A 7049-nucleotide genomic window follows, 5' to 3' on the forward strand; every position below is an offset into this window, starting at 1 on the left:
CGTGCCTTCATGTGCGCCCCGCCTTCCCGATGTTTGGATATGAGCAGCAGACAACTGGTATTGGCAATCAATGCGACGAATGCGATAGCCATCATCACCAGCGATTCAGGCTCATCTGATTCCCGAAGCAAGAGCATAAAACCGGGCGGGAATCGGGTCGATTTCCGCCTTAATGCCTACCCCGCCCCGTTCACCTCCGCCAGCAACGCCCTGGCCGCCAGCTTGCCAAACTCATTGGCCGCATCCGGGCTGTCGCCGGTGATCAGCTTACGGTCTTCGCAGCAGCTACCATTGGCTTTCTTGTTGATGATTTCCACGCCCTGCTCACGGAGCCGATCGCCGAAGTACCAGGGCATGGGGCCGGGCAGGTAGCCGAACTTGGGGGTGAGCTTGTCGAGGCTGTCCGGGAACACCGCCATTTTGTAACCGTGATAGGCGAAATCCTTGGGATCGCCGCCACGGTTTTCTGCCAGCAAGGCCGCAGGGCCGTGGCAGATGGTGAGCATGTGTTTGTCGTTGGCGTTGACCCAGCGGATCAGGGTTTGCAGGTCTTCACTCTCCGGCAGGCCCAACATGGCGCCGTGACCACCGGGGATAAACACCGCCAGGTAGTCGGCGTGATCTTCCAGGCCTGCGGCGACCAGGGCCTTTAGGGATTGAGGCTGTTCGAATTGAGGCTGGTAGCGTTGCAGGGCATCCGTGACCGCGTCGTCTTTCTCTGGCACCGCCCACCTTTCTATTTTTACCGGTGCGCCGGTAGGCGTGCAGACCTCGATCTGGAAGCCGGCTTTTTCCAGGTGCAGTAGCGGCACCATCATTTCTACCGGGTGATTGCCGGTGGAAAACTTCACGCCGTTTGCCATGGTCATGTAGCGTTCTTCGGTACAGACCATCAGCACCTTGGCCGTGCTGCCCTGAAGGGCATCCGGATACTCGGCGTGGTCGTAATCAGTCTTGCTTTTGGTGGCCAGTTTCAACGCCACGGAAGAGGGCGTGAAGCCACCCCGCCCATCATCCTTGGGGGCCATGCCAAACATTGCCTTGATGCCACTAGCCATAAATTCTCCTGATCACCGGGCTCCCTTTATCCTTTGCCCTTTACCAGCTATGGCGGAGATTCCCTTTCGGAAATTTCCGCCCTACGAATCCGGGAGTGGAGATAAACCTATAGGGTGGCAGGCTGCGTTATTGCCCTTCCCGCCACGCCCCCGGCGACACCCCCACCCACTGTTTAAATGCCCGGTTAAACGAGCTCTGCTCGGCAAAGCCCAGCAGCATGGTGATTTCGAAAAGCGATAGCGACGGGTCGTGCAGATAGCTTTGTGCCAGTTCCTGGCGGGTGCGATCCAGCAGGCCCTGAAAGGTCTGGCCGCTTTGTGTGAGACGGCGTTGCAGGGTACGAACGGAGATGGCCATTTCGTTGGCCACGTCTTTCAGGGATACCCGCGCATCAGGCAACAGGCGCAGAAACACCTGCTGCACCTGAAAGGCAAAGGGATCATTGCCCGGCAAGGCGTTGGACAAGGCCACAGACTGGCGATCAAGAATCTGGCGCAGGGCCGGATTGGCGGTGGGCAGGGGGATGCTGAGGTAATCCGCCGGGAAGCGCACTGCCACATAGGGGGCATTGAAGCGTACCGGGCCGCCGAAGAAGGCCTCGTACACTGCCGGATTGTCCGGCGCCGGCGAGGAGAAAGCCACTTCTGCCGGGTTAGGGGCATCCGGGACGATCTTGCGCAGGAAGCTGATCAGGGCCGAGATAGCGGTTTCATCTACCAGCAGCCCGAGACTCAGACCACCGTACACAGGCCATCCGATCTCCGCCTCATCCCCGCGGATCACCACTTCCGCCATGCGGATGCCATAGAACAGTGACTCGAAGCGCTGGTAGGCATACAAGGCCTGCCCCAGGTTATCGCTGGCCTGCACCAGATAGCCCAACACCCCCACATGATCCGGGCTGATGCAGGCACCGATCTCCAGGCCACGTCCGTCGCCGGGGTGCACGGCATACGCCCGCCGCAGCAGGTCCAGCCACTGGATCAGGGGCACCTGCTCACCGGGCGCCAGACGCGACACCGCAGCCCGCAGGGTAGGTGCGCTCAACTGGTACTGGTCCAGCCAGTCCAGCAGCACGCGCACATAGGAGCCGTTGACGCGGATGGCGGTGGGGTCGGGGTAATTCATCGTCATGGCATGATTGGATAACAGCTTGGCATGATCCGTCAATCCGATAAGCCCACTCTTTTCTACCATGGCTTCATCAGAGCTGACACCGCTTGTCCCATAACTTCAGGGAGACATGACATGAACCCATCACAAGAAGCCGCCAGATATCCCAAAATACCGGCATCTTGGATTTCGCCTCGCATACCAATCTGGATACCCAGCGCAGGTATCGGGTGAAGTGTCGCGAGCTCTTCCAGTAAGCCCCACCAATGCTCGATACTGATGCGATCAACAGACTTTGCTGCTTCGATGCGAGAGCGAAAATCAGCGTTAGCAATGCCTTCTTCGTCAATATAACGCAGCAGAATATTTAATATCTGGGAAGAAACTTGAATCGCAGCGGTCATTCGTTATGCCTGACTGAAAATGTCAAATACTATACGTTCCGGTCAAGACGCAATCAAGAGACAGAGTCATAATTACTGCAGTTTTTAAATCGCTGAATATTAATAATAACGGCGCAAAAGGAGTGAGTTCATATGCAGTTGTTTAGTTTTATCACCGAAACCCTGACCGATCTGTTCGGGCGTGAACCTACGCTCAATGAGATGATCCTGATTCCAATGGTCCCTATTTTTGTTTTGGGCTTTCTTGTTGAGTGGCTCTATCGAAGAATTAAAAGCGGAAACTGGGCAGCCACAAAAGGGCAGGCATTTTATATTCCCGAGGTTTTTGCCAACTTTTCGTTAGGCGGTGGTTACTACGTCTTCGGTGCGGTTATGAACATAGTTTATGTCGCAGCTGTTTATATTTTCGTCTGGGATCATCGTCTCTATACCATCCCTGTGAATGCCCTCACAATAATTCTGGCATTTTTTGTTCAAGAATTTTGTTACTACTGGTATCACCGTACAGCACATAGAGTGCGCTGGTTTTGGTCGCAACACGTATCCCATCACAGCGGCGAAATCATGAATATGTCTACGGCGGCGCGACAAAGCATTCTTAATGGCATTGTGGGCACTTGGATATTCTTCGCACCGGCTGTTTTCATCGGTTTTAGCCCCGACCTAATTCTTGGTTTATTAGGATTGAACCTCGCATTCCAGTGGTTTGTGCATACCGAAAGCATTACAAAGTTGCACCCGTGGTTGGAATGGTCACTAAATACGCCGTCTAACCACCGCGTGCACCACGGACGTAACCCACAATATATTGATAAAAACTTCGGCGGAGTCATCATGATCTACGACCATATTTTTTCAACCTATGAGGCAGAAAAAGAAAAGGCCGAATACGGCATCGTAAAACAGATCAAAAGCTATAACTGGTTTGTAATGAACCTGCATGAACTTGTCGATATGATTCGAGACGTGATGGCACCCGGCAAGCTTTCCGAGCGGCTAAAGCATCTTTGGAAGCCACCGGAGTGGGAGCGTTCAGGTCATACACCTATTCATACCTGGACAACCGTACAGATGGACGGAAAACAGACAGGAAATACGGCCGCTGAAGAAGTCGAGACGGCCAAAACAGACTCTAAGATGGTGGAAGTAAAATGATCTTTTTAAGTCGACTTTTTTTGAGTATGTCAGCCATTGCGTTTCTACTGATCGGTTTAAATACCTTGTACGACCCAGTCGCAGCCATGACTGCCATCGAACTGCAGCCGACTTCGATCAGCGCAACGAATGAAATTCGAGCCAACTATGGGGGAATGCACCTAGCTTTTGCCTTAATCATGCTGACGGGTGCTATTGCCGCGTCAGCGCGCCGACCCGCACTTTGGATGATTTTCTCAATCACTTTCGGCCTGGTTGTTGGCCGATTAATAAGTTTGTTGCTTGATGGTATGCCTAATGCCACTGCAGATTTTTTACTGGCTCTGGAGATTGTCTCCACAGCGGGGGCCGCAGGGTTACTTTGGTTCAGCCGAAATATAAGTCATGAGCCACTCAGCGATTAAGCTTCGTAGGCCTATCTTCATATTAATAGTCATAGTCAATTCATAGTCATTTAATCTTAGTTTCACAGCCCGCTAAGCGGGCGGAGAAGGTAATATGAGCGATCGCATTGAAATCCTAAAAAACTCAGTTAATAATGCCATTCGAGCGATTTGTCCGGAAAGAGCCATTCTTTGGACGGAATACTACAAGAATAAATTGAATCGAAATAAGCCGGTAGAAATACAGGCCGCTGAAGCCATGTGTTATGTACTGCAAAATAAAAGTATAGAAATATATCCCGATGAACTGGTAGTCGGAAATTACACCTCCCATAGAGTGGGAGGAATTATCTATCCAGAAAAGGCAGGGCTTTCGGCGAGTATAGGAAGAATAAACGCCGTTTTTCTCCAAGTCCAGCCACTGTAGACCGCGAATGACGGCCTGCTTTGCCAGTGGGTGATTCTGAATCCGGCCCGTGTAGCCATCGATCCCGCCGAAAATTCACCCGTTTTTCCCGACAGCCGGGGCCAACCCAAGCCGCCGGCATAACGCATCCCTGCCGCGGCTGAATTACCGCAGCATCGTGATCGGAATCGTTTGGGACGGGTCAGGTAAACAGACCCGGCGACAGGCCAGCCGGTGGTGCCCGGCTCTCGGGCAACGGGCTGGACTCGTTGGTTTCGGCTTTTTGCTTCAGATGGTCGAGGATCTGCTTGATCACTACCGGATCTTCAATACAGGCAATCACCTTCATGGCACCGCCGCATTCGCTGCAAGTCTCGATGTCGATTTGGAATACACGCTTGAGCCGCTGTGCCCATTTCATCGACGCTCGCCGCCCAGCGGGTGTTGGCGGCTCATCCGATACCTTGACCTTTTTGCTCCCCTTGCCCCTCATGGCAGGTGTAACCAGGGCGCGGTGCTTGCTGTTGGGCGCAAACACCCCATGAAACCGGGTAAGGTTCACACGTGGCTTCGGCACCAACGCCGACAGTCTTGCGATGAAGTCCAGCGGCTCAAAGATCACATGCGTGGTGCCGTCCCGGTACGGCGTCTTGAGCTGGTAGCGCACGTTGCCATTCTTCGTGAGCGACAGCCGTTTCTCAGACACCGCCGGGCGGCTGATGTAGTGGCACAGCCGTTCGAGTTTGCTGCGCTCATGGGCCTTGGCCGCTACGCCGGCATGTAGCGAGAAACCGGCAACCTTACCGGGCATGTCACCAAACTGATCTTCCGGGTCGCAGGCGGGCAGTGTCTGCAGGGTGAACACCTTGCGCCCTGCCTGTGGCCCCACGGCGATGCGATACGTGATGGAATGCCCCAGCAGTGGAGTCATCGCATCTTCATCCACCGCATCCAAGGCCAGGTAACTGTTTTCAGCATCCCGCTCCAGTAGGCCTTGCCGCTCCAAATAGCGGCCGACCCGATGGGCGATGGTGTGCGCCAGTTGGGTGAGTTCGGCGCTGGTCGGCGCCCTGACCCAGAGGAACCGGGCTGTTCCATTGGGACGCTCAACGTACACGCCATCGAGGAACAGCATGTGAAAGTGAATGTTGAGGTTCAGTGCACTGCCGAAGCGCTGGATCAGGGTGACGGCACCGGTCTTGGCCGCTTGGTGGGTATAGCCCGCTTTCTTGACCAGATGCGTGGCGATGACGCGGTAAACGATGCCCAACACCCGGCCCATGACCTCCGGCCGGCTGGCGAACAGAAAGCGCAATTGAAAGGGAAAGCTGAGTACCCATTGGCGCATGGGCTGTACGGGCAGAACCTCATCGACCAGTAGCGCGGCGCTTTCGGCCATACGCCGTGCGCCACAACTAGGACAGAAGCCCCGACGTTTGCAGCTGAACGCAACCAGGTGCTCAGCGTGACACGACTCACAACGCACCCGCAGAAAGCCGTGTTCGAGACGGCCGCATTTGAGGTAGTCGTCAAACTCGCGTTGCACATAACCGGGCAGTTCCCTGCCCTGCGCCGCCAAATGGGCAGCGAACGTCGGGTAGTATTCTTCGACGATCCGATAGAGCAGGGTTTGCTCGGGCCGGTGACGCTGGTAACGACCAGTGTTCTCGTCCCGGCTGGCCATCCTGGCCGCCACTTGGGGCATGATCCGCATCCTTGCGATACTGTGTTTTTATACAGTTTATCGCTCAGCTGCGAGATATTGAAGTCTCAGCTGTGATGCCAGCCAGTGCCAGACATTGCCTGTGAGTGCCAGTCACTCCCACTCGATTGTAGCAATCCATCAAACAGGGTGTCTTGCGGATGCAGTTGCGTCAGCGCGGTGCGTGCCAGCCACGCAGCGAAGGTGGTGCCGCAGGCGGACAGCAGCGCCATCAGTACGCTGCCACTGGTCACGTTGACGGCGATAAAGCCACCCAGCCAGATGGCTGGCAGGAATCGGTTGCCGCCCAGCAGCATGGCGGCCAGGGCGATGCCGGCCGGCGGCCAGACCATGCTGGCCAGGCCGTCGTTGGCGCTCAGGTCAAGACTCAGCAACCCCGTGAGCACGTACGACCCGGTGAGGGCGGCACCTTGCAGCAGTGTGGGGATGGAATAAAAACGCGCGAGAGTCATGGACGCCGAATCCGGAAGTTGATGGCATCCTGCCATGAATGTTTTTCGGGTATACGGATTTAATGGTTGATGGGGCACCTTCACCCCATCAATCTGATACCACCCTCAGATGGTTGATAGATCGACTCCGTAGTTGAGTTCCTCTGCGAAGTCCGGCAGTCCGTAACCGATGGTTTTCTTGTAGAAAGGAGAGACCTTCGCAGTCGGTGCCTTCTTCTTGTGCTTCGTGGTGTAGTGAACCGCCCCGTATTTCGCGGAGGCTGTTTGGTTTAAGTCAGGCTGCGACGGAGGCCTGACTATTGAGTTGCCTGTAGTAGTTTGCCTCAGCTTCCGCCGGCGGCACAATTGCTATCG

Annotated in this window: 8 protein-coding genes and 1 pseudogene; 3 read left to right on the top strand and 6 right to left on the bottom strand. The window is 55.1% G+C overall.

Annotated features, from left to right (window positions below; all coding sequences use genetic code 11):
- The 4 genes and pseudogenes from FGS76_RS19575 to FGS76_RS14140 all read right to left on the bottom strand — a co-directional run.
- Positions 1-113 (bottom strand): annotated as a pseudogene (locus FGS76_RS19575) (cation transporter); the annotation flags it as partial.
- A 63-nt stretch (positions 114-176) separates the two neighbouring features.
- Positions 177-1058 (bottom strand): glyoxalase III HchA, encoded by an 882-nt coding sequence (gene hchA, locus FGS76_RS14130; RefSeq protein ID WP_138773299.1) that lies wholly within the window; start codon positions 1056-1058, stop codon positions 177-179.
- A 127-nt stretch (positions 1059-1185) separates the two neighbouring features.
- Positions 1186-2193 (bottom strand): helix-turn-helix domain-containing protein, encoded by a 1008-nt coding sequence (locus FGS76_RS14135; protein WP_240692549.1) that lies wholly within the window; start codon positions 2191-2193, stop codon positions 1186-1188.
- Between the two features lie 56 nt (positions 2194-2249).
- Positions 2250-2576, bottom strand: a complete 327-nt coding sequence (locus FGS76_RS14140) for a hypothetical protein (RefSeq protein WP_138773300.1) — start codon at positions 2574-2576, stop codon at positions 2250-2252.
- 132 nt (positions 2577-2708) lie between these two features.
- Between FGS76_RS14140 and FGS76_RS14145 the strand changes: the two genes are divergently transcribed.
- The 3 genes from FGS76_RS14145 to FGS76_RS14155 all read left to right on the top strand — a co-directional run bounded on the left by FGS76_RS14145 (position 2709) and on the right by FGS76_RS14155 (position 4541).
- The gene (locus tag FGS76_RS14145) at positions 2709-3731 is read left to right on the top strand and encodes a sterol desaturase family protein (protein WP_084687550.1); all 1023 of its coding nucleotides are present in this window, start codon (positions 2709-2711) and stop codon (positions 3729-3731) included.
- Positions 3728-4135, top strand: a complete 408-nt coding sequence (locus tag FGS76_RS14150; protein ID WP_052717995.1) for a DUF4345 domain-containing protein — start codon at positions 3728-3730, stop codon at positions 4133-4135. The genes FGS76_RS14145 and FGS76_RS14150 overlap by 4 nt, the downstream gene beginning before the upstream one ends.
- A gap of 94 nt (positions 4136-4229) precedes the next feature.
- Positions 4230-4541, top strand: coding sequence for a pyruvate formate lyase family protein (locus FGS76_RS14155; RefSeq protein WP_138773301.1), 312 nt, complete (start codon positions 4230-4232; stop codon positions 4539-4541).
- Between the two features lie 181 nt (positions 4542-4722).
- Here the strand turns inward: FGS76_RS14155 and FGS76_RS14160 are convergent, their stop codons facing one another.
- Together FGS76_RS14160 and FGS76_RS14165 are read right to left on the bottom strand one after the other, a co-directional pair.
- Positions 4723-6225: a transposase gene (locus FGS76_RS14160; protein WP_138773302.1), complete on the bottom strand. Its 1503-nt coding sequence runs from the start codon at positions 6223-6225 to the stop codon at positions 4723-4725.
- A gap of 65 nt (positions 6226-6290) precedes the next feature.
- On the bottom strand, positions 6291-6695 hold the full coding sequence (locus tag FGS76_RS14165; RefSeq protein ID WP_170214481.1) for an MASE1 domain-containing protein: 405 nt from the start codon (positions 6693-6695) through the stop codon (positions 6291-6293).
- Between the last annotated feature and the right edge of the window lie 354 nt (positions 6696-7049).

Origin of the sequence: Alloalcanivorax gelatiniphagus, from assembly GCF_005938655.1 — a bacterium.
GTDB classification, from domain to species: Bacteria; Pseudomonadota; Gammaproteobacteria; order Pseudomonadales; family Alcanivoracaceae; genus Alloalcanivorax; species Alloalcanivorax gelatiniphagus.

Coding starts and splice junctions, on each gene's coding strand:
- FGS76_RS14150 (WP_052717995.1), top strand. CDS start 3,728: ATGATCTTTTTAAGTCGACTTTTTTTGAGTATGTCAGCCATTGCGTTT.
- FGS76_RS14135 (WP_240692549.1), bottom strand. CDS start 2,193: ATGACGATGAATTACCCCGACCCCACCGCCATCCGCGTCAACGGCTCC.
- hchA (WP_138773299.1), bottom strand. CDS start 1,058: ATGGCTAGTGGCATCAAGGCAATGTTTGGCATGGCCCCCAAGGATGAT.
- FGS76_RS14155 (WP_138773301.1), top strand. CDS start 4,230: ATGAGCGATCGCATTGAAATCCTAAAAAACTCAGTTAATAATGCCATT.
- FGS76_RS14160 (WP_138773302.1), bottom strand. CDS start 6,225: ATGCCCCAAGTGGCGGCCAGGATGGCCAGCCGGGACGAGAACACTGGT.
- FGS76_RS14165 (WP_170214481.1), bottom strand. CDS start 6,695: ATGACTCTCGCGCGTTTTTATTCCATCCCCACACTGCTGCAAGGTGCC.
- FGS76_RS14145 (WP_084687550.1), top strand. CDS start 2,709: ATGCAGTTGTTTAGTTTTATCACCGAAACCCTGACCGATCTGTTCGGG.
- FGS76_RS14140 (WP_138773300.1), bottom strand. CDS start 2,576: ATGACCGCTGCGATTCAAGTTTCTTCCCAGATATTAAATATTCTGCTG.